The sequence below is a fragment of the Spartinivicinus poritis genome, from assembly GCF_028858535.1.
GTDB lineage: Bacteria > Pseudomonadota > Gammaproteobacteria > Pseudomonadales > Zooshikellaceae > Spartinivicinus > Spartinivicinus poritis.
The window spans coordinates 124,737-145,623 of record NZ_JAPMOU010000005.1; the positions used below are offsets into that span (position 1 = coordinate 124,737).

Below are 20,887 nucleotides of genomic sequence, written 5' to 3' on the forward strand. Positions count from 1 at the left end.
GCCTTCACAAAAATATCTGACGGTTGTGCCAGGTAGTGGTTGAGTAGGGTTATGATAGCCTAATTAGTAATAAGGTTGACAAATACAATGGATATCGGGTTACGAGAATCGTTAATTATTATCGGCATGATTGTGATAGCCGGTATTTTATTTGATGGTTATCGTCGGATGAAAGTTAACCGGCGTCGCGCTAGAGACTTGTCTTTAGGAATGGGTGCTGGGTTACAAAATGACGTTGATGATTTTAATAATGAATTACCCAACGGGGGCGCTCGTGTTGTTGCTCAAGGAGATCAGCCGGTGATGCTGGATGATGAGGTGATCCCTGTGGCTGAAGAAACAGTGGCACCAGAGCCACCATTAATCAGTACGCCAGTGGTTGCAGAAAAAACAGATAAAGTGACACCACTACAGCAATATAAAACGGCTAAGGTTTCATGGGGCAGTAACAGTTCAACAACGAATAAAAAAGCGCCAACAACCAAGCCTGTGATTGCTTCTGATGCTGAAGCAGATGACGATGTGTTAATAGCGGATAAGACTGATCACTATACAACACCTGTGACTAAGCCTACTGCTGCTCGTGTTATTAATAAAAATACCAGCAAACAAAAAACCACTAAACGAGCCCCAGTAAAAACGGTTAAGAAAGAGCCTGCTACCACAGCGGTGGATCAATCTAATCAGTCTATTGCTGAAGAAGTGATCATTATAAATGTTGTTGCAAAAACCGAAGAAGGGTTTGTTGGTAGTGAGCTGTTGCATGCATTATTGGCAAATGGCCTCAAGTTTGGTGAGATGCAAATTTTCCATCGTCATGAGCAGCCTGACGGTAATGGTTGTGTTTTATTCAGTGCAGCTAATGGAGTAGAGCCTGGCTACTTTGACTTGGCTTCTATGGAGCAGCTGCAAACATCAGTGCTCAGTTTGTTCATGAGTTTGCCAGGGCCTCCAGAGCCAATGAAAGCCTTTGAGGAAATGGCGATGGCAGCTTACTATTTGTCCCGTTCATTGCAAGGTGAGTTGAAGGATGAACAGCACAGTGTGATGACGCAGCAAACATTAGAACACTGTCGTCAGCGCATCATGGACTACGAACGTCGTGTGCTGGTTAGAAAGCAGTCCGTTCAGTAAACCTTTTTTTCGTACTAACTTCTATGATCTCAGGCCTGCTTTGCAGGCCTGACGTTTTTTAGCTGATTGTTGGGGAAATGAATGTCAGCATCGAGTGCAGTTAAACAACAAGTTGAACAGTTAAGAAAATCCATTAATGAGCATAACTATCACTATTACGTTAAAGATGATCCGGTTGTCACCGATGCTGAATTTGACCGCTTGCTTCGGGAACTACAGAGCTTAGAGCAGCAATTCCCAGAGCTTATTACTCCCTCATCACCTACACAGCGGGTGGGTGCTGCTCCACTGGCTGGATTTAATGAAGTGGTGCATGAGCTTCCTATGTTGTCACTGGATAATGCATTTAATGAACAAGAATTGGCTGATTTTGAACGGCGTATTCAAGACCGATTGAAAACGGATGTTTCTATTGAGTACACCTGTGAGCCTAAGCTTGATGGTATTGCTGTTAGCTTGCTTTATGAAAGAGGAATCTTGGTAAGAGCGGCAACTCGAGGGGATGGTAATACTGGTGAAGATATTACTTTAAATATCCGCACCATTCCTTCTGTGCCATTGCAGCTAATGGGAGAGCAAATACCTGACCGAATAGAAGTGCGTGGTGAAGTCTATATGCCAAAAGCAGGGTTTGAAGCCTTAAATGCAAAAGCGGCAGAAAAAGGTGAAAAAACCTTTGTTAATCCACGTAATGCGGCTGCAGGTAGTTTACGCCAGCTTGATTCAAGTATTACAGCTAACCGCCCGTTGGAAATGTGCTGTTATGGAGTCGGTATTATTGAAGGTGGCGAGCTGCCGGACAATCATAATGAAGTATTGGTTCTACTGGGTAAGTGGGGATTTAAACTTAATGCTGAAATTAAAGTGGTGACAGGTGTCGTTGAAGCTCAAGATTATTACACCCAGCTTGAGCAGAAAAGGGAACAGTTGTCGTATGAAATAGATGGCATTGTATATAAGGTGAACTCACTTGCTCAGCAGCAACAATTAGGATTTGTCGCACGGGCACCTCGCTGGGCAATTGCTTATAAATTTCCTGCCCAGGAAGAAAGTACTGTATTGGAAAAAGTGGAGTTTCAAGTGGGGCGAACGGGGGCAATCACCCCTGTTGCTCGGTTGAAGCCAGTGTTCGTTAGTGGTGTGACCGTCACCAATGCCACACTACATAATATGGATGAAGTGGCTCGCCTGGATGTAAGAGCGGGTGACACTGTGATTATTCGTCGGGCAGGGGATGTTATTCCTCAAGTGGTGAAAGTCATTATTGAAAAACGGTTAGCTAATGCACAGCCGGTTTCAATACCTGATCACTGCCCTGTTTGTGAATCACAGATTGAACGGGTTGAAGGAGAGGCTGTTGCGCGCTGTAGTGGCGGTTTAATTTGTGCTGCACAACGTAAAGAAGCTATTAAGCATTTTGCCAGTCGCCGAGCGATGGATATTGATGGGTTAGGTGAAAAGCTCGTTGAGCAACTCGTTGATCAGGCGCTTATTAACGATGTAGCCGATTTATTTAACCTAACTGCAGAGGAAGTGGCAAAACTAGAAAGAATGGGGCCCAAGTCAGCAGAGAACTTAATTAATGCGTTGACTGAAGCTAAGCAAACGACACTGGCCCGATTTATTTATGCACTAGGCATTCGTGAAGTAGGAGAGGCAACTGCACAACAGTTAGCTAATTATTTTGGTAACCTGACAGCGTTGCAGCAGGCTGATCAGGAAAGCTTACAACAGGTGTCGGATGTTGGCCCTATCGTAGCGAAGCATATCGCTGTATTTTTTAGTGAACCACATAATTTAGCCGTTATTGAGCGGTTGATTGGCTATGGCGTGCAATGGCCAACAGTTGTAGTAGAACAAGCTCAGGAAAAGCCATTAGCTGGCTATACTTATGTATTAACCGGTACCTTGTCACAAATGTCCCGTGATGAGGCTAAGCAAAACTTACAAGCGCTGGGAGCAAAAGTATCTGGTTCAGTGTCAAATAAGACAACTGCCGTTATTGCTGGTGAGAAAGCAGGCTCAAAACTAGCAAAAGCAGAGTCTTTAGGTGTTGATATACTCAATGAACAAGCTTTAATCGCATTGTTGGAGCAGTATCATTCTGGCGAAAGTTAGCTTTATTATTCGTAAGTTCGGTTTACCTGGCTGTAGTTGGCCATTAATCAAGGGCCATTACGCTACAACTTCGGGTAAACGTATGGTGGGGTTAGTAGTGGGTATCAGCTTGTTTCTGACGGGCTGTGCACATGCCCCACCACCTGAAAACCCCCATAATATTTGTAACATATTCCAAGAAAAAGAAGACTGGTACCACGAAGCCAAAAAGAGCACCCAGCGATGGGGAACACCCATCCCAGTGATGATGTCCATTATGTATCATGAATCCAGCTATGTGGCGAATGCACGACCGCCACGGCGATGGTATTGGGGATTTATTCCAGGGCCTCGTATTTCTACAGCCTATGGTTATGCCCAAGCACTAGATGGGGTTTGGGATGATTATCGTACAGAAGTAGGGGCTTGGGGGGATCGTGACGAATTTGCTGATGCAGTTGATTTTATTGGCTGGTATACCAATAAATCGCTACGCATTAATGGTGTCAAGTTATCTGATGCTCGCAATCAATACCTTAATTATCATGAAGGGTGGGGTGGTTACCAGCGCCGCACCTACCGGCGTAAGCGATGGTTGATGGGGGTGGCTAAGCGGGTTGAAAAAAAAGCTAAGCAGTATCGTTATCAATTGAAGCAATGTGAAGAAGAGTTAAATAAGCCCAGTTTTTGGCAATGGTTGTTTGGCTAAATTTAGAGTAATTAAGTCTCACTCTTTTCAAAAAAACACCAGCCTGTGAACAAGCCCTTGCTTAGGTGCTTCTCTCTCTAGACAGTTGGTAGCATAATCCAAGCTTAGAAGGGATATCAGTTACTGTTAATTGAGTAATAATGCAAATACAAAATTTACCCTATACACAGTTAAAAAATACTTGGTGCAGTAACTAATTAATATAGCCAATACGAATGGCTGTAAACCCTTAAAGTCATTCGTGAAGGGTATAGGTTGATTGAAGGATTGAAGCGCTCGAAACAATAATTGCTTCAGGGAATGAAGTGTCAAACCTGAAACTACTTGTCAATTAGCGCTCGTTGAACAAAAAATAGACCGCCAATAAAGCTAGACTAATACGATGGAGCACTCAATTAGGTAACATTTTTCACGTTATTTATTAAGTGCTCCTAAGAGCTGGTTTTTTTGCGCTACAATACGGCATTTGTCGGTCTTTTCAGGAAGGAGTATCACTTGGACCGTGAGTCAATAGTGTATGGTTGTATAAAAGACTTACCCTTTGGTAATGAGACAGAAGTGCTTAAACGTAGATACCATAACTTACGCACAATTCACTCACTACCCGGCGGGGATGAGTGGCCTTTTTTGTCTCGTGATTTTTTTGCTGTATCAGGCAGTCAGCCTGAGCAAGGTACTTATATAACCCAAGTTATTCACTTTGGGGCTTCTTATTGTGCTGTGGAGTGTGACTGGGAGCAGTGGATAAAAAAGTTTGAAGCGATTTTAAAGCAAATGTACTGGAATTCTGCCACCGTACATTTAGAAACTGAACTGGCTGGCACCCATACTTTTAGCTGGCATGCGGAGAAAAGCTATCACTCACCAGGTGAAGAGTTAAAAGCGCGTTGTGAATGGCAGCATGATGGCCAGCTAAAAACCAAGCAGCACGCATAATGTAAGGATAATTTCTGAACATGGTTTTAAATAGTTGTATTTAAAAACAGTCTTTTAAGCGGTAATACAACATCCCTAATGCTAATAAGGGGGATCTTAATAATGGGCCTCCAGGAAAAGTCAGGTGCTTAATATTAGCAAATACATCAAAACGCTCTAGCTGACCACTCAATGCCTCAGCCATTAGCCTGCCCATCATATGGGTGGCACTCAAACCATGACCAGAGTAGGCTTGGGCATAATAGATATTTTGGTCAAGTACTCCCAATTGGGGCATTCGATTAGCCCCAATGCCAATGTAACCTCCCCACTGATAATCAATATTCACACTGGCCAGTTGTGGAAATACCTTAAGCATATTAGGTCGCAGGGCCTGGCTAATATTGCCGGGGTGCTGACCAGAATAATGACACAACCCACCAAATAACAACCGCTTGTCTGCGGAAAGGCGAAAGTAATCTAAGGTGATCCGCTGGTCACTGACAGCCATATTCTGAGGTAATAACTGTTGAGCTAGGCTATCAGTGAGTGGCTCAGTAGCGATGATATAGCTGCCTGCGGGGAGCACTTTACCTGCTAGCTGTGGCAGTAGTTGACCAAGGTAGGCATTACAACCCACCACAACGGCATTGGCTTTAACCTGGCCATAGGGCGTTTTTACTGTGGGGTGTAGCCCAGGCTCAATAGCAGTGACAGGGCTTTTTTCATAGATTTCAACCCCAAGCTGGGTGGCTGCAGCGGCTTCGCCTAAACACAGGTTTAGTGGGTGCAAATGGCCGCTACCCATATCGACTAACCCTCCGATATAGCCGTTAGCCCCAACCACGGAGCAAAGTTCTGCCTGGTTAACCCATTTCAATGGATAAGAGTAGTTGCGTTGGGTGGATTCTTGGTAGTAATCAGCTAATTGACGAAGGTGTTTTGGCTTGGTAGCTGCGTCAAAATACCCCCAGGTTAAGTCACAGTCTATTTGGTATTTAGCCACTCGTTCTTTAACAATTTCTACAGCTTCGATCCCCATATGCCAGATCGCATCAATACCTTCTTGGCCAATTAAGTTCCGAAATTGTTCAGTCCCATGTCCAATCCCTCTAATAAGTTGGCCTCCATTGCGACCAGAGGCTCCCCAGCCAACCTGATGAGCTTCTAGTACGCAGACTTGGTAATTACGCTCAGCCAACTCTAATGCAGTAGAAATACCAGTAAAACCGCCACCAATAATACAGACATCAACTGTTTTATTGCTGTTTAAATGAGGGTAGGCCGGCTGCTGATTAACACTAGCAACGTAATAAGATGTGGGGTAATTGTCACTATGTACAGAGTCTTGATGCCTCATAAGCCGTATTCTTTTTGATTTTAGCGCTTACGTTGAATTAAGTCCTTCACCAAAAAGCGGCTAGGGTGAAGGGCCGCTAGTAACTCATGGCCTACTGGCATGGGCTCACCTGTTACATAGCAAGCAAGAATTTCCCCTGCAAGTGGCGCAGAAATTAACCCCCTAGAACCATGACCCGTGGTAACAAATAGGCCTGATTGATAAGGGGCTGGTTGAGTAAATGGCTGTCTGGCATTTTTCCGTAAATCACCGTAGGTTTCAATAAAGGCTTGTTCGGCAACAAGTGGACCAATGACAGGCATAAAGTCAGGAGTCGTACACCGAAAGCCGACTCTTCCTTCTTGAAATCCAGTTGGTTGTTGCTGCTGGCAGGCTGTATAGCAACTAGGGGCTAACTGTTGTAAACGGTGTAAGTTCAGCTGATGGTCTTCAATGGTTAATTCGCCAGTTGTAGAATGGTGATTGAAAGTAGCGCCTACTAAGTGCTGGCCTGCAACGGCGGGCGCTAAATAGCCATCACCACAAATGACAGTTCTCAGCTGCTGGCTAGTTTCGTTGACTGGAAAGTAACTGGTTTGGCCACGAATAGCAGCCAGTTTCAAATAGCGGCTTGCTTTTAGCTGACTACTTAGTGTACCACCCGCAATGATCACCACCGGGGCTTGCCATTGACGCTGTTGATGGTCAGTTAAACACCACTGTTGCTCATCTGCTTGCCACTGAATATCAATAATTTGTGCCTGTGGTATAAAGTTAATGCCAGGCTGCTGCAAGAGACTAGTACATAAATGCTTAGGTGAAACCCAACCTGCTTCTGGGAAAAACAACCCTGGGTATTTTATTTCAGTACCTGCTAGCTCACTCAGCATAGTCGATGTAGCAGCTTGGACCATACTCTCAGGGTATAGGCCACTGTTAATAATCGCTTGTTGTCGTTCCGCTTCTTTGTCATTAAACGCCAGTTGAATCACCCCACAGGCAGACCAAAAAGACTGCTGGGATAATCGCTGTTGGATGTTATTTAACCATTGCAAGCTGAAGCGATAGCCTTGTCCAACCAACTGGTTGAGTGGGGTTTGATGGGCAGATAATTTCGCATAAAGCACACCTTGAGGGTTACCTGAAGCCGCCTCAGCTGGTGCAGCCTGCTGGTCCAACACAGTAACCTTAAAGCCTCGTAGGCGTAAGGCTTCTGCTGTGGAGGCACCTGCTAAACCCGCACCAACTATCAGGGCCTGCTTGGCCTGAGCAGTTTGAAGAGGTTGGGGACGATCAAGCCATGGGGTTTTAGTTGTGATTACAGAAGAGATAGTATTGTCTTTAATGCCACACAGCATATCCCGCTTGCTACCAAACCCTTTGACTTTATTGACCGTAAAACCAACGGCTTGTAAACCACGGCGAACGATCCCAGCAGCAGTAAAAGTACTGAAGGTCGTTCCTATCGTGCTTTTATTTGCTATGGCTTGAAATAAACTGGGCTGCCATAGTGAAGGGTTTTTCGCGGGGGCAAAGCCATCTAAAAACCAGGCATTAACAGATCCATCCAATTGTGGAAGGCACTCATTAGCATCCCCAATTAACAAGGTAAGCAAAACCTTGCCGTTAGCAAATTGAAAGCGATAAATGCCAGGTCCAAGTATCTGGTATTGACTCAATAGCTTATTGGCATAGGGAGCTAATTCAGGCCATAAGGCCAGTGCCTGCAATAAGTCTTGCTTGGTCAATGGGTACTGCTCACAGGAAATATAATGCAGCTGTGCTGTTGCTGGTGCATGTTGCTGCCAAAGTTGCCAGGTGCAGAGAAAATTTAAGCCTGTGCCAAAGCCTGTTTCGGCAATAGTAAAAAAGTTTTCTCGAAGGCTTTGCCAACGTTCTGCTAACTGGTTATGCGCAAGAAATACATAGCGTGTTTCTGCTAAACCATTGGTTTTTGAAAAATAAACATCGTCGAATGTGGTGGCGATAGGGAGCCCCTGTGGATTCCAGGAAAGCTCTGCCTGAGGTGGTTGCTGAGATGACAAGCGGTTAGCCCTACTAAATATCAATACCGAGTTGTGACGGCATTGTAGCGAGTTACCTGTTAACTTTCGAGGGATATAAGTGACGGGTGCAACCAGCATAATGACATTTGCTGGGCTACAGTTATGAAAAAGCATTTTTAAAAGTAGTTGTTTTCATCCAAGGGGGTTGGCGTGCTTGAAGAGCTGCCGAGCTTTGTGGTCAACCTGATCGTTATTCATGGGTTAGTTTGCCTTTGTCATAGGCTCCGTAAAAAATTCACCCTGGCATTATTGTATGGGGCATTGGTTATTTTCAGTGTCCTAGCTTGGCGTTATGGCTATGCCGATTTTCGTATTGTCAAAGCGCCACTGTCACTCATGCTGGTGGATATTACCGTTTACAGTGGCATGATCTTTGGGGTTATTCTCCTTTATCTGTATGAGGGGCCTTTTGCGGCACGGGTTGCCATTGGTTTAATTATTGTTAGTAGTCTGGTGCCGCTTATTAATTTGGGGCTTGCCTCACTTAATACCAGTTTGGTAGCTGATGGTTCGCCTCTGCATGTACGCTCCATGGTATTACCCTCCCTGGTCAGTGCAGCTATTTCCATGCTGATGCTGGTATCAATGGCAATATTATGGGAAATCCTGGTGTGGCTGATGCCCGGTATTTCAGCCGCTCTGCGACTGGGTATTACTATGCTGTTGATTTTGCTGGTTGATTCTGTATTGCGTCATAACCTGGCAGAGCTCAGTTATTTAGCTGGGCAGGATTTACTGGCCTATGCCTGGTTAGCCAGTGGTATTGCAACTTTCATGGCATGTTTGTGGATGGCGGTTGGTTTACGCGTTGAGCCTTTACCAGACTTATCCGAATGGAAAAAACCCATCTTTTCAATATTTCGTAATTTAAAAGAGCTGCAAAAAGAGCTGCTGGAAACCCAGCGAACCTTGGAGCTGTTACAAAATCCTGAAAAAGCTGTGGAAGCAGGAGATGATGAATTACTGAAGTCAGGTCTGGCTGAGTGGCGAGGACATGATTTATTGGATAATCCTACGATCCAGGTTTTTTCATTAGATATGGATTTTAAATATATCTTCTTTAATGAAACGCACTTTGAGTTAATGAAGCATTATGCAAAGGTTGAAATTAAACCGGGCATGGATTTTTTACCCGTTGCAGTGGAGTTTTCCAGTGAGGATGAAGGCATTCGCTTTTTAAATCAAATCATTCGAGGAGAAACCGTACAGGTTGAGCGCCGTTATGAGTCACCTGATCGAGAATCAGAAGTCTATGACTTTCGTTATACCCCTGTATTGAGTAGTGATGGCTTTATAAATGGAGTCATTGCATTTGCTGTCAATATTACAGAACAACATCGTGCCATTAATAAATTAGTACGTTCTGAACAGCGCTGGCAGTTGGCGTTGGAAGGTAGTCAGGATGGTATTTGGGACTGGGAAATTCAAGATGGAATGTTGTTTTATTCCCCTCGCTGGTATGAAATGCTGGGTTATAGCCAGGAAAATATGATTTTAAACGGGGAAGAATGGTTAAGTTTAATTCACCCTGAGGATCGTGAGCGCACTATTAAAGAGTGTCAGGCCCATACCTGCGAAGCCAGTGAGTTTTATTTAAGCGAACATCGCAAAAAGCATCGTGACGGCCATTATATTTGGGTGCTAGAACGGGGCAAAGCCCAGTTTGATCGAGAGAATAAGCCCATTAGGTTGTTGGGTACATTAACGGACATTACTCGACGTAAAGAAGCAGAAGAGCGCTTAAAACGCAGTGAAGAACAGCTGCGTTATGCATTTGAAGTGGCTGATGAAGGCATTTGGGATTATGACTTGGTAACCCAAAGTATTTTTTATAGCCCGCAGTATATTGCCATGCTGGGTTATGCGAGTACTGAATTTGAAGATGATCCCCAGGCTTGGTTGCAATATGTTCATCCTGATGATTTACCAAAAGCCAAAGCTTTTATCGGTGATCATATTTGTCGTCATGGTGAGTATGAAGATCAGTTCCGGATGTATCGTAGTAATGGTGAATTAATTCATGTGCTGTCACGCGGTAAAGTGGTGGACATTGATGTGGAAGGGAACCCCCGTCGCGTTATTGGTATTCATAAAGATATTTCTGAGCGGGTAAGACGGATGGAGCAGATTGAGAATCTGGCTTTTTATGATTCCCTTACTAATTTACCAAACCGCCGATTATTGATGGAACGAGCCAGGCAAAGCTTGGCCATGGCCAAGCGCCAGAAAAAAAGTATGGGGGTGATGGTTATTGATTTGGATAAATTTAAACAAGTTAATGACACCCTCGGTCATGATGTGGGGGATGCTGTTTTAATCGAAATTGGCCAGCGGGTGAAATCCAGCTTGAGAGAAGTAGATACCTTGTGTCGTCAAGGAGGGGATGAATTTTCGATCATTTTACCTGAGTGTAATTCATTAACGGCTTTACAATTAGCCAATCGAATTCGAGAAGCGTTAAATGAACCTTGTCAGATCAATGATCATCCAATTGAACTAGGCGCCAGTATTGGTATCGCCTGCTACCCGGAAGATGGCGATAACCTGGGCGAGTTGTTTAAAAATGCCGATATTGCGATGTATCAGGCCAAACATAAAGGGTTGCATGTATCGCTGTTTAAGGAAGAGCAGGCCGAGGTTATGCAGCGGCGGGTAAGGCTTGAAAAAGACTTACAAAAAGCCATCGGCTCGCCACAAATGTACCTGACCTTTCAGCCCAGAACCAATTTAATTACTGGGCAATATACCAGTGTTGAAGTATTAACACGCTGGACACACCCTGAGTTTGGGGAAGTTATGCCGCTGGAGTTTATTCCTATTGCAGAAAACTCTGGGTTAATTCATAGCTTGGGACGTTGGATTGTAACAGAGGCTTGCCGGCAGTCTCAGGAGTGGAGGGCAGCAGGGCTCTCAGTAAAAATCGCGGTGAATGTTTCTGCTACCGAATTGCAAAATAACCAGTTACACAAATTTATTCAACAGGTGTTGTCTGAGTATGGACTGGCTGGTAGTGACCTAGAAATTGAATTAACTGAATCCGCTGTAATGAAAAATGTCGAAAAGAACAGTGTATTACTCCATGCTTTTAAAGATCTAGGTGTAGGAGTAGCCATTGATGATTTCGGCACAGGTTATTCGTCTTTGAGTTATTTAAACCGGCTACCTATTAATTGCGTTAAAATTGATAAGCAGTTTATTCATCAAATTTCTACTACAGGGGGGCCTGAGGCGGATCAGGCTGGGATTGTTAGAGCTATTATTCATTTGGCCAAAAGCATGGGCATTAGAACCGTTGCTGAAGGGGTGGAAACCATCGAGCAACAACAGTTTTTACAACAATTGTTGTGTGATGAAGCGCAGGGCTATTTATTTTGCGAGCCGGTTAGCCCCGATGAAATCGTCAGGCAGTTTACTCAAAATCGATCAAATAATGGCGAGGAAGTGAAGTTCTCTATTTAAAGAGGATTTTAATTAGAGGTAACCTAAATAAAAAGCTGCCAGAGATGATCGCAGAAGCTAATACATATGGAGTAACAGGGTATTCTGTGGGGAGTTACTCCATATCGGACACTAAGCTTGCTTTTTTAAAACCGTTATTTATCTAGTAAAACAGAATCTAATGCCAGCTCAATCATTTGCTTAAAGCTGGTTTGACGTGCTTCTGCACTGAGTTTTTCATTGCGGGTAATATGGTCACTGACAGTGAAAATAGCCAGTGCTTGGGCACCATACTCAGCGGCTACCCCGTATAAACCAGCCGCTTCCATTTCAACAGCCAATACCCGGTATTTTGCCATTAGCTCAAACAGTTGTTGATCTGGGGTATAAAACAGGTCGGATGAAAACACATTACCCACTCGTACTGGTAATTGTTTTTGTTTAGCTGCCGTCACAGCATTAGCTAATAATTGATAATCTGCAATAGCCGCAAAATCATAGTCATTAAAGCGAATCCGGTTTACTTTGGAGTCGGTGCTAGCGCCCATACCGATAATAATATCTTGCAATTTGATGCTGTCATCAACAGCACCACAGCTACCCACCCGAATAATTTTTTTAACATCATAATCAGTAATTAATTCTTTGGCATAAATGGACATGGAAGGAATCCCCATGCCGGAGCCCATGACTGAAATACGGCGATCTTTATAAGTGCCGGTGTAACCAAACATATTGCGGACTTCAGTGACACATTTAGCATCTGTTAAGAAGTTTTCAGCAATAAATTTAGCTCTTAGCGGGTCGCCTGGCATTAATACAGTCTCAGCAAAATCACCGGGTGCTGCACTGATGTGAGGAGTAGCCATTATGTTATTTCTCCGTTTTGTTCGTTCTAAAAAAATTAATGAGTTACGACAAAAATGAAGTGCCGTATTCCATCGGCGTTAACTTAAAGTAACTGGCAAGGCTTTGGCCGATGTCTGCAAAAGTTTCTCGTTGACCCAGGTCTTGAGTGGGGACTGACTGACCGTAAACTAACACAGGAATATGTTCTCGAGTATGGTCGGAGCCAGGCCAGCTGGGGTCGCAGCCATGATCAGCAGTCATAATGACAATATCACTAGGCTGCATTTTATTGAGTAATTCTGGTAAGCGTTGATCAAAGTACTCTAAGGCACAGGCATAACCGTTAATGTCACGACGATGGCCATAGGATGAATCAAAGTCGACAAAATTGGTAAAAATAATACTGTTGTCGCCAGTGTTGTCCATTGCTGTCAGGGTTGCATCAAACAATTCGTCCAAGCCAGTCGCTTTGACCTTTTGAGTAATGCCCTGGTGGGCATAAATATCGGCAATTTTACCGATACTGATTACCTCGCCACCTGCAGCAGCCAGTTTATCCAGTACGGTTGGGGCGGGTGGGGGTACAGCATAGTCACGCCGATTGCCAGTGCGTGCATAATTATCTGGATGGTCACCAACGAAGGGGCGGGCAATCACCCGACCAATGTTGTACTCATCACAAAGCTCACGGGCAATCTCACACAGCTCATAAAGCCTTTCTAAACCAAAACTGTCTTCATGACAGGCAATTTGGAACACACTATCAGCTGAGGTATAAACAATGGGTTTGCCGCTCTTGATATGCTCTTCACCTAACTGTTGAATAATAGTGGTGCCAGAGGCATGGCAATTACCCAATACGCCAGGTAATTTGCCTCGCTTAATCAGTTTTTCCAGTAATTCGGGAGGAAAGCTTTGTTGCTGCTCAGAAAAATAGCCCCAATCGAATAGCACAGGTACGCCAGCTATTTCCCAGTGACCGCTTGGTGTGTCTTTGCCGCTGCTGAGTTCTTTGGCAAAGCCATAGGCGCCAATGAGGTCACATTGGGTATCCACACCCATAGGAAAGTTGCCTGTACTACCTTTTGCTGCGTGCATTAAGCCTAGCTTGGTCAGATTAGGCAACTTCAGTGGACCGCTGCGACCATTATTCGCTGTTCCTTTTGCACAGGCTTCAGCAATATGGCCAAGGGTATCGGCACCGGTATCGCCAAAAGTGTGAGCATCGGCGGTGGCACCAATCCCGAAGGAATCCAGTACTAAAATCAGGGCTCGTTTCATAGGGGCTTCTCTTGGCAGCTTGCTAAATCAATGCGTTCATAGACACAAGGAGTTGTTTCTGGTGCTGCTGTCGATAAAGTTAAATTGGCTGAAATGTAATCTGCAGCGGCTTGCCAGTCAGTTTCGTTGCGGGCATGAATTGTCATTAATGACTGGCCTTTGTCAACCTTTGTGCCTAACGTCACAATATCAGATAACCCTACTTGGTAGTCGATTTTATCGGAAGCACGTTGTCTGCCCCCGCCTAACTGAACAACGGCAATACCTAGCTCTCGCGTATTCATAGTGGATATGACACCAGTTTGGGACGCAACTAGTGGTTTACTGATCGGAGCCAGCGGTAGATGGTGTTCTGGTTTTTCCAGTAAATCAGCAGGGCCACCGAGGGCGCTGACCATCTTGGCAAATATCTCAGCAGCTTTACCGCTATCCAAGGCCATGTTGAGCTTATCGCGGGCTTCTGAGATTGAGCTTGCCAGATTGGCTAGCAATAGCAACTCAGCACATAACTCAATGGTCACCTGATGTAATCGAGGGTTACGGTAACGACCGGTTAAATAATCAACTGTTTCGCGAACCTCCACAGCATTACCGGCCGTACTCGCAAGCACCTGGTTCATATCGGTTAACAGTGCGCTGGTAGCTACTCCAGCACCATTAGCGACTTGAACAATGCTCTGAGCCAGTTCTTTGGATTTTTCGTAACTGGGCATAAAGGCCCCGTTGCCGACTTTTACATCCATCACTAGGGCGTCTAGCCCGGCGGCAAGTTTTTTAGCGAGGATGGAACAGGTGATCATTGCTACGGATTCAACGGTAGCGGTGACATCACGAATACCATAAACCCGCTTATCAGCAGGTGCCAGGTTGGCAGTCTGACCAATAATGGCAACGCCAACGTCTTTGACCACTTTTCTAAACCGGGTGTTATCTGGGTTAGTGTTATAGCCGGGGATACTGTCGAGTTTATCCAATGTGCCGCCAGTATGGCCTAAGCCACGACCTGAAATCATCGGCACATAACCTCCACAGGCCGCAATCATTGGCCCAAGCATAAGGCTAACGACATCGCCAACCCCACCGGTTGAGTGTTTGTCTACGATAGGGCCAGGTAACTGTAAGTCACTCCAGTCGAGTACATCACCTGAGTGCTGCATGGCTTGAGTAAAAGCGACCCGCTCAGGCATAGTAAAATCGTTAAAATAAACAGCCATGGCTAATGCAGCAACTTGGCCTTCGCTAACTTTGCCCGAGGTAATCCCCTCAACAAAAAACTGTATTTGCTCTTTACTTAACGTTTGACCATCGCGCTTTTGGCGAATAATTTCTTGAGGTAAATACATCTTATGCACCCCTATTGGTTTTATACCCTTCATGAGAGGCTGTCGCAAAAGTTGGTAAAATATGGAAGCTTCATATTTATTCACCAATAATCGTTAGCGACACCTTCATGAACGACTAGAGCATTCTGAAGGGTAATTACAGTTGATTTTTAATTGCTTGTTTTTGTTATTGGTAGTGTTTTGTTAATAACTACTACCAGCTGTATTGTTTCCTGGTTGGTGCCCTAAGGTGGTGAGTAAGCTTGCTAATAAACTGCTGGCACCAAAGCGAAAGTGTTGTGCAGAGACCCAGTCATCACCTAACAAGTTGCGGGCCAGTGATAAATATTCTGCTGCTTGCTCAGCATTACGAACCCCGCCCGCTGCTTTAAAGCCGCACTGACTGCCGTTAGCTTTAATTGCTTTTAGCATGATTTCCGCTGCGTCTAGAGTGGCATTAACAGGTACTTTGCCGGTGGAAGTTTTAATAAAATCAGCGCCTGCCTGAATACTGATTAGACTGGCTTTTTCAATTAAGGCTGGGTCTTTTAACTCACCACTTTCGATAATCACTTTCAGTTTAACTTTGTCACCACAAGCTTGTTTACAAGCAGCTACCAGCTCAGCGCCAATCGTTTCATTTCCAGCCATTAGTGCTCGATAGGGAAATACAACATCCACTTCGTCAGCACCATAGGCAACAGCAGCACGGGTTTCTGCTTCAGCAATAGCAACATCATCTCCACCCGCTGGAAAATTAGTGACAGTGGCAATCAGAATATTTTCACAGTTCAGGCTTGTTAAAGTTTTTTTGGCAATAGGAACAAAGCGAGGGTAAACACAAACCGCTGCTGTATTACCTGCAGGGCTATGGGCCTGGTGGCAAAGCTGAATAATTTTCGCTTCAGTATCATCGTCATTGAGGGAGGTCAGATCCATTAAGTTAAGCGCTTGTTGTGCAGCTTGTGCTAATTTAGTCATACTTTTCTCTTATTGCTTTATATGATGAAGCCTAGGCTGAATAGGGTTACTACTCTATGTGAATCTAAAAAAGTTGTCCAATCGGTCTGGTTTTTTCTTATGCCTTTTCCTGGGAATGAAATCAAGTGAAATTGGAAAATATTGTGGGAAAACTTGATAAAAAACAAAGGGGCTGCTGAAAAGCTATTTTTGAACACGTTTTCGCAAAAATCGGATAATAGGGAGTGACTGCTGACTGGACCCAGCAAAAGCGCTAAAGACCAAGGATGGCCTTTAGCGCAGTAGAGTAAAAATCCTGTTACTCCATATATATTTTTCAGTGTCCTTTAGTGTAAAAGCACTTTGGTGAGTTATAGGACAGCCAGGGTTAAAAAGATCCCGGCAATAGTGGCACTCATTAGGTTCGAGAGGGTGCCTGCTATAACTGCTTTAATCCCCATTCTAGCGATATCCTGGCGGCGAGAAGGGGCTAAGCTACCAAGTCCCCCTAACAGGATGGCAATTGAAGACAGGTTAGCAAAGCCGCAAAGAGCGAAGGTGGCGATTGCTTGAGAAGTGGGTGATAAACTGTCTTTAATATTGGCAAAATCCATGTAGGCAACAAACTCGTTTAAAATTAGCTTTTGTCCAATTAAGGAGCCTACCTGGTTAGCTTCACTCCAGGGTACGCCTAAAATAAATGCTAAAGGAGAGAATAGCTTTCCAAGCAAGTACTGGAAGGTAAGATCTGTGATACCGAAGTACTCACCTATCCCGCCTAACCAGAAGTTTAAAAGTGCAATTAAGCCAACGAAAGCAATTAACATGGCCCCCACATTAACAGCCAGGCGTAAACCATTGGAAGCACCTACAGCAGCAGCATCGATCACATTGGCGGGTTTATCTGCATCATCTAATACTTCTTCAAAGTTCTGATGGGGTTTTTCCGTTTCTGGCATAATTATTTTTGCCATTAATAGCCCGCCTGGTGCCGCCATAAAACTGGCTGCAATTAGAAATCGCATATCAGCCCCAAGACCCGCATAACCGGCAAGTACTGTACCTGCAACAGAGGCTAAGCCACCGACCATAATGGCAAATAGTTCTGATTGAGTCATGGTAGGTATAAAGGGTTTTACCACCAGCGGGGCTTCGGTTTGCCCAACAAAAATGTTGGCAGTTGCAGATAACGATTCTGGACGGCTGGTACCCAGTAATTTTTGGATGCCGCCACCAATAAAGCGAATGACCAACTGCATAATGCCTAAATAATAAAGCACGGCAATTAGTGATGAGAAAAAGATAATGACAGTTAATACATTAATCGCAAAGACAAAACCCACTTTAAATTTGGCTAGATCGCCAAATAAAAATTCAGTGCCCACTTTACTTTGTGTAATAACGGCGTTGACACCATTAGCCATGGCATTTAAGACATCCTGGCCAATTGATGTATAAAGTACAAAAGCACCTATCAGTAATTGAAGTGCAAATGCTCCCCCTATGGTACGAAGGTTAATGGCTTTTCGGTTACTCGATAGTGCTAAGGCAATCCCCAGTAGGACGAGCATCCCCCCGAGGCTAATTATTATTTGTAGGATCATGGGTCTACCTCAACCAGCGTTAAAGCGGCCAATTATTACAAATTCATTGCCTATCGCAAACGCTTTTTGTCCCATTGGTTAAGTTTTGAGCCGTTTTTTTAAAGTGCTGCGATTTTGCTGGTTATTGAAACGTGTTTATATTTTAAGAATTTTTATTTTATTAACTAAAAGTTATGTGCAGTGCTGGCTACTTGCTTTATAGCCCGTCAAAACTAAAGCCAGCGGGCAATAGTGATTGGACGGTCCACTGTTGTAGCTGATTTTCATCATCACATGCAGCATAAATAGGTGTGTCTGCTGCTAAAAATTCGGCAATGACTTGGCGGCAGGCACCACAAGGGGAGTAAAGCTTATTACCAGGCATATAAATCAGCATGGCTTGCATGGCTTGCTTGTTAATCCCTTGTGCAGTAGCTGAATAAATTGCGGTTCTTTCGGCGCAGTTAGTGAGGCCATAGGAAATATTTTCCACATTACAGCCAGGAATCATTTGCCCATCAACCGTTAACAGAGCAGCCCCCACAGGGAATTGACTGTAACAGCAATAAGCATTGGCTGCGGCTTGTTTGGCTACTGATTTCATCTGCGCGAGCACTTCAGCAGATAAGGAGGTCATGGTTGCTTCCTCATTTTTCAAACGGGAGCTAATGCTGAACAACAACCTGCAAGAAAGCAAGCATTAAAATAGTCGGATGGAAATGAATGGTTGGATAGAAATTAAAGAAGAAAACAACTGGCCTGAATATTTCGTTGGATAATCAAAACTCTGACTAGCCCTACAAAGCAGGGCTAGCGAAAATATTAACCTTGTTTTTTGGCTTTTAATCGAGCCAGAATATCGTTGGCACTAGATGCACCAGGCTTAATTCCTGCGGCTTTCATTTTTGACTCTAAGCTGGCATCACCATGCTCTTCTGACATTTGTTGGGCCGCTTCCATTTGGGCAGCGCGCTCTGCTTGTTTTTTCTTGATTCTGTCTAGTGAGTCGGTTGCTGTTTGCATTTTTGAGTTGGCCCCACTATAGCGGGCTGCAACAGCTGCTTGGGCTTTCTGCACACTATCGGTTGCTTTTACCGTATCCACTTGCTGCTTAAGGCGCTTTAAATTGCTTTCGGCATGGGTAACGGCTTTTCGTAAATTTTCTACGCTTTGGTTGAAGCCGCTTTTGACGTCTTCTTCGGTTGCCAGTTGTGACTCGTAATCAGCAATTTTTTCTGCAATTTCTACCGCTAACGTTTCATTGCCTTTTTCTAAAGCCTGGCTGGCATAGGTTTCATATTCACTGATTTTGGTTTTTAGCTGGCCACATTTGTCGTTAGCAAGTTTTTCTTTCGCCATAATATTCGCCAGAGCAGTTTTTGAACGGTTAAGTTCTTCACCCGCATCGCGAATTTCCTGGTCAAGGATGCGCAAGGCTTGATTATCAACGATGGCTTCGCCAATTTCTGTCGCACCACCACGAACGGCTGTCATTAATTTACTCCAGATGCTCATGCGCTTGCTCCTTCTTGTTTAACTAAAAAACGTTCATAAGCCTCAGATGCTTTGATGACATTATCGGCCAGCGTTTCTATTTCAAATACAATACTAGGGATGATTGAAGAGGCACTTAATGCACCAAATAAACAGTAGTAATCTTTGCCATCTGGCCAGCGGTCTAAGCTAATACTGGAAAGCGGCAGTAGCTTGTGAGTACGAAGAACCTCCTCGTTAAAAGCAGTAACATCATTGATTTCTTCTGTTGACCAGAGAATCACTTCAGCCAAAATTTGCTCCCCTGACACGCTGAGGAAGATGGGGATATCAGCGTATTCATGCATGACAATGTGCAAACACTGGTCGGTACCTTCAATTATTTCCAAGGTGGCTGCGTCTGACTTAAACAACTCTACGTTGTTTAGCTCTTCATACAGCGACTGGGTGTTCCATAATGTTTCTTCAGCCATTGTGATCCTCTCTATATCGCTAGGTTGCGTGTCTGGTAGGCGTAAAACTTTCTCTACTTGTCGCAGAGTAGAAGCATGTTCAGGCAATATCCAGACATCTTTTTTGATCAGGCCTTGTGCCCGCAAGCGCTCTCTAAACATGCGTTGATAGTGGGCGCCAGACTTGCGAGTCATGCTTTTCTCCTAAGTGTTATACATGTTATTTGTTACATGTAATAAGCTAAAGTTTACCTGTAAGGTAGGAGGAAGTCTATGTTATATCACATGTAATTACTTTGACAGGTGATCCTCTAAGATGTTTCACATGTAATAGTTCATTTTCACCATTCTTGCAACTACTATTGAAGACGGTCACCCGATATCTGCTCGCTTTTTGTGACAACCTGATTGAGGGACAAATATTGAGAATGTAATAAAAGCTGTGGGAAGAGGGAGTGATAAAGAGGGTGAAGTTGTTGGCGGGGTGAGTTAGTTTTTTTAAGTCACAACAACGAGCTTCGGGCAAACATTAGCAGCCCCTAGTATAATTAAGGTGTAGTGTCTTAGCAGGATTTCGTTTTTCCTGCTTTATCACACAAACTGTCGTATTTGATGTACAGAGAAAGCCCAAAGTAAGTAGTTAATATGTCAAAGTCTGATATTCATTGCAGTAAATGGTTAAGTTATGTGCTCAGACATCGGCCAGATGAAGTGGGGTTAAGTTTAGATCCACATGGCTGGGTTGAGGTAAGTGAGTTGTTAGAGGCTGCTCAGCAGAAAAAAATTCCTCTTGATAAAGAAAAGCTTCTATTCATTGTTAAGACCAATGATAAGAAACGTTTTAGCCTAAGTGAGTGTGGAAAGAAAATTCGTGCTAATCGTGGCCATTCAATACCTGTTGAACTGTCATTGCCTGCGCTTACACCTCCTGATGTACTGTATCATGGTACAGCAACCCGATTTATTAAAGCTATTCGTCAAGAAGGGGTCAAGTCGATGAGGCGGCAGCATGTGCACTTATCAGAAGATACTGCATCTGCTCATGAGGTTGGCACGCGTCATGGGGTGCCTCATATCCTGGCTGTTGACGCAAAAAGCATGGCAGCAGCAGGTTATAAGTTTTATCAAGCCATTGATAGTATCTGGCTAACAGACCAGGTTCCCGCTAAATATATTCATTGGGATATTTAACAACGCCGTGGAAGTTAGCAGTAAGCAGCCGCCTTGTGTAGTATTGACCCCTATTTT

At 44.2% G+C, this 20,887-nt stretch carries 16 protein-coding genes; 6 read left to right on the top strand and 10 right to left on the bottom strand.

From position 1 onward, the window contains the following. Positions 1-87: 87 nt before the first annotated feature. The 4 genes from zipA (at position 88) to ORQ98_RS06155 (ending at position 4,876) form a co-directional block, all read left to right on the top strand. On the top strand, positions 88-1,134 hold the full coding sequence (gene zipA, locus ORQ98_RS06140; RefSeq protein WP_274687907.1) for a cell division protein ZipA: 1,047 nt from the start codon (positions 88-90) through the stop codon (positions 1,132-1,134). A gap of 81 nt (positions 1,135-1,215) precedes the next feature. Then, positions 1,216-3,252, top strand: a complete 2,037-nt coding sequence (gene ligA, locus ORQ98_RS06145) for an NAD-dependent DNA ligase LigA (RefSeq protein ID WP_274687908.1) — start codon at positions 1,216-1,218, stop codon at positions 3,250-3,252. Between the two features lie 82 nt (positions 3,253-3,334). After that, positions 3,335-3,940 carry a transglycosylase SLT domain-containing protein gene (locus ORQ98_RS06150; RefSeq protein ID WP_274687909.1) on the top strand — a complete coding sequence of 202 codons (606 nt, stop codon included), beginning with the start codon at positions 3,335-3,337 and terminating at the stop codon, positions 3,938-3,940. Positions 3,941-4,435: 495 nt separating this feature from the next. After that, the gene (locus tag ORQ98_RS06155) at positions 4,436-4,876 is read left to right on the top strand and encodes a hypothetical protein (protein ID WP_274687910.1); all 441 of its coding nucleotides are present in this window, start codon (positions 4,436-4,438) and stop codon (positions 4,874-4,876) included. 40 nt (positions 4,877-4,916) lie between these two features. On the opposite strand, the gene ORQ98_RS06160 is transcribed toward ORQ98_RS06155, so the two are convergent. Continuing rightward, positions 4,917-6,215, bottom strand: a complete 1,299-nt coding sequence (locus ORQ98_RS06160; RefSeq protein WP_274687911.1) for an NAD(P)/FAD-dependent oxidoreductase — start codon at positions 6,213-6,215, stop codon at positions 4,917-4,919. A 20-nt stretch (positions 6,216-6,235) separates the two neighbouring features. Continuing rightward, entirely contained in the window at positions 6,236-8,338 is a 2,103-nt protein-coding gene (gene mnmC, locus ORQ98_RS06165; protein ID WP_274687912.1) for a bifunctional tRNA (5-methylaminomethyl-2-thiouridine)(34)-methyltransferase MnmC2/FAD-dependent 5-carboxymethylaminomethyl-2-thiouridine(34) oxidoreductase MnmC1, read from the bottom strand. 72 nt (positions 8,339-8,410) lie between these two features. Here mnmC and ORQ98_RS06170 point away from each other — a divergent pair, with 72 nt between their 5' ends. After that, entirely contained in the window at positions 8,411-11,719 is a 3,309-nt protein-coding gene (locus ORQ98_RS06170; protein ID WP_274687913.1) for a GGDEF and EAL domain-containing protein, read from the top strand. Positions 11,720-11,853: 134 nt separating this feature from the next. Here the strand turns inward: ORQ98_RS06170 and deoD are convergent, their stop codons facing one another. The 8 genes from deoD to ORQ98_RS06210 form a co-directional block, all read right to left on the bottom strand. Next, entirely contained in the window at positions 11,854-12,567 is a 714-nt protein-coding gene (deoD, locus tag ORQ98_RS06175) for a purine-nucleoside phosphorylase (protein ID WP_274687914.1), read from the bottom strand. 43 nt (positions 12,568-12,610) lie between these two features. Next, positions 12,611-13,828, bottom strand: a complete 1,218-nt coding sequence (locus ORQ98_RS06180) for a phosphopentomutase (protein WP_274687915.1) — start codon at positions 13,826-13,828, stop codon at positions 12,611-12,613. Further along, complete coding sequence (gene deoA, locus ORQ98_RS06185; RefSeq protein WP_274687916.1) at positions 13,825-15,171, bottom strand: thymidine phosphorylase; 1,347 nt, start codon at positions 15,169-15,171, stop codon at positions 13,825-13,827. Before deoA ends, ORQ98_RS06180 begins: the two co-directional genes overlap by 4 nt. 183 nt (positions 15,172-15,354) lie before the next feature. After that, the gene (deoC, locus tag ORQ98_RS06190; RefSeq protein WP_274687917.1) at positions 15,355-16,131 is read right to left on the bottom strand and encodes a deoxyribose-phosphate aldolase; all 777 of its coding nucleotides are present in this window, start codon (positions 16,129-16,131) and stop codon (positions 15,355-15,357) included. A 350-nt stretch (positions 16,132-16,481) separates the two neighbouring features. After that, the gene (locus ORQ98_RS06195; protein ID WP_274687918.1) at positions 16,482-17,714 is read right to left on the bottom strand and encodes a NupC/NupG family nucleoside CNT transporter; all 1,233 of its coding nucleotides are present in this window, start codon (positions 17,712-17,714) and stop codon (positions 16,482-16,484) included. Positions 17,715-17,910: 196 nt separating this feature from the next. Further along, positions 17,911-18,390 carry a cytidine deaminase gene (cdd, locus tag ORQ98_RS06200; protein ID WP_425347669.1) on the bottom strand — a complete coding sequence of 160 codons (480 nt, stop codon included), beginning with the start codon at positions 18,388-18,390 and terminating at the stop codon, positions 17,911-17,913. Positions 18,391-18,515: 125 nt separating this feature from the next. Continuing rightward, entirely contained in the window at positions 18,516-19,208 is a 693-nt protein-coding gene (locus ORQ98_RS06205; RefSeq protein WP_274687920.1) for a PspA/IM30 family protein, read from the bottom strand. Then, on the bottom strand, positions 19,205-19,834 hold the full coding sequence (locus ORQ98_RS06210) for a YjfI family protein (RefSeq protein ID WP_274687921.1): 630 nt from the start codon (positions 19,832-19,834) through the stop codon (positions 19,205-19,207). The genes ORQ98_RS06205 and ORQ98_RS06210 overlap by 4 nt, the downstream gene beginning before the upstream one ends. Before the next feature lie 450 nt (positions 19,835-20,284). Here ORQ98_RS06210 and ORQ98_RS06215 point away from each other — a divergent pair, with 450 nt between their 5' ends. Beyond that, positions 20,285-20,830 carry an RNA 2'-phosphotransferase gene (locus tag ORQ98_RS06215; RefSeq protein WP_274687922.1) on the top strand — a complete coding sequence of 182 codons (546 nt, stop codon included), beginning with the start codon at positions 20,285-20,287 and terminating at the stop codon, positions 20,828-20,830. The last annotated feature ends 57 nt before the right edge of the window (positions 20,831-20,887 follow it).